Genomic DNA, 1,183 nt, shown 5'->3' on the forward strand with positions numbered 1-1,183 from the left:
CGGTGCGCACAGTACGGATTCTGATACCGCCACTTGGCGCACGCTGCCAGCCTCCTGTCGACCGCGCTTGTGCGGATATAAAGGGGACTTGCGATGGACAGCGACAACAGCTGCGACCGGGATGCCTGCCTCGGCAGGGATCACGTCGCGACGGTGGCACTGACGCTGCTGCTGGGGGGCAGCGTGATCGCTCTGGTCGGTCAGCACACCGCCGCGCAGGCGGGACCGGCCATCGTACTGAGCCTGCTGGTGGCCGCGCTGGGCACCGTGCCCCTGCTGTGCTGTCTGCACGTCCTGAACCAGCAACTGTCCGTCGATGGCCTGCAGGGTCTGCTGCGCGCGGGATGGGGCAGGGTATCCGCCGGCCTGCTGGGTGGCATGTTGCTGCTGGAGCTGGTGGTGACCAGTGCCGGCGCGGCGCAATCCATGGCCAGTCATCTGCGCGTGTTCCTGCTCCGCTGCGGTATCGATGCCGGCAACGCGATGCCGGATCAGCTGGCGGCGGTCTTCGGCCTGCTTCTGCTGGGCGTGGTCGGGTTGCTGCCGCCACGTCGTTTGGTGTTGGTTGCCTGTGCGCTGCTGACGATGAAGATCGGCATCGGCCTGCTCCTGCTGGCCCTGGCGGCGCGTTACGTGCACTACGCACTTTGGATTCCATGGTTGCCGGAAGCAACGGCGCCTTATCGTTTCGGACTGGGTGGGGTGCTGGCGGCAAGCGTACCGCTGCTCGGTGTGTTCGCCAGTGTTGGCCTTGCACTGGGGTTTCCCGGCATGGGCCGGCAGGAGAGGGCACGACAGCCGCTGCTGCTGGCGGGCATGCTGCTGCTGGCCATGCTGCTGCTCATCGTGCTGGCCGCGCTGCAGGCAGGCCTGGTGGAGTTCCCTGCATTGGCCAGTACGCGACCGTTGTCGGTGGCGCTGCAGCAGCACCAGCAGCTGCACTGGATGATGCCGTTGCTGCCATTGGCCGGTGCGGCAGGGTTGGCTGCGTTGCTGCTGGTCTTGATGAGGGTGGCCGTGCGCCTGGCGATGCAGCTGTGGCCTGCGGCCAGCCATGCAGCGCCAGGATTGCGGGCGCGACTGGCGTGCGCCGCTGTGGTGTTGTTGGCGGCGATGCTGGCGCTGGTGCTGCCCGTCGGTGCGCTGCCGGTGCTGCCTGGCCCGGCAACCCTGCTGGTGATGG

The 1,183-nt window shown here is 67.6% G+C and carries 1 protein-coding gene; it reads left to right on the forward strand.

The window, feature by feature from the left end; translation table 11 throughout:
• Positions 1-93: 93 nt before the first annotated feature.
• Positions 94-1,183 (forward strand): hypothetical protein (locus tag ACFV9G_RS29955; protein ID WP_378733141.1); only part of this gene is annotated, 1,090 nt, incomplete at its 3' end.

Origin of the sequence: Nocardioides sp. NPDC059952, from assembly GCF_042730435.1 — a bacterium.
GTDB lineage: Bacteria > Actinomycetota > Actinomycetes > Propionibacteriales > Nocardioidaceae > Nocardioides.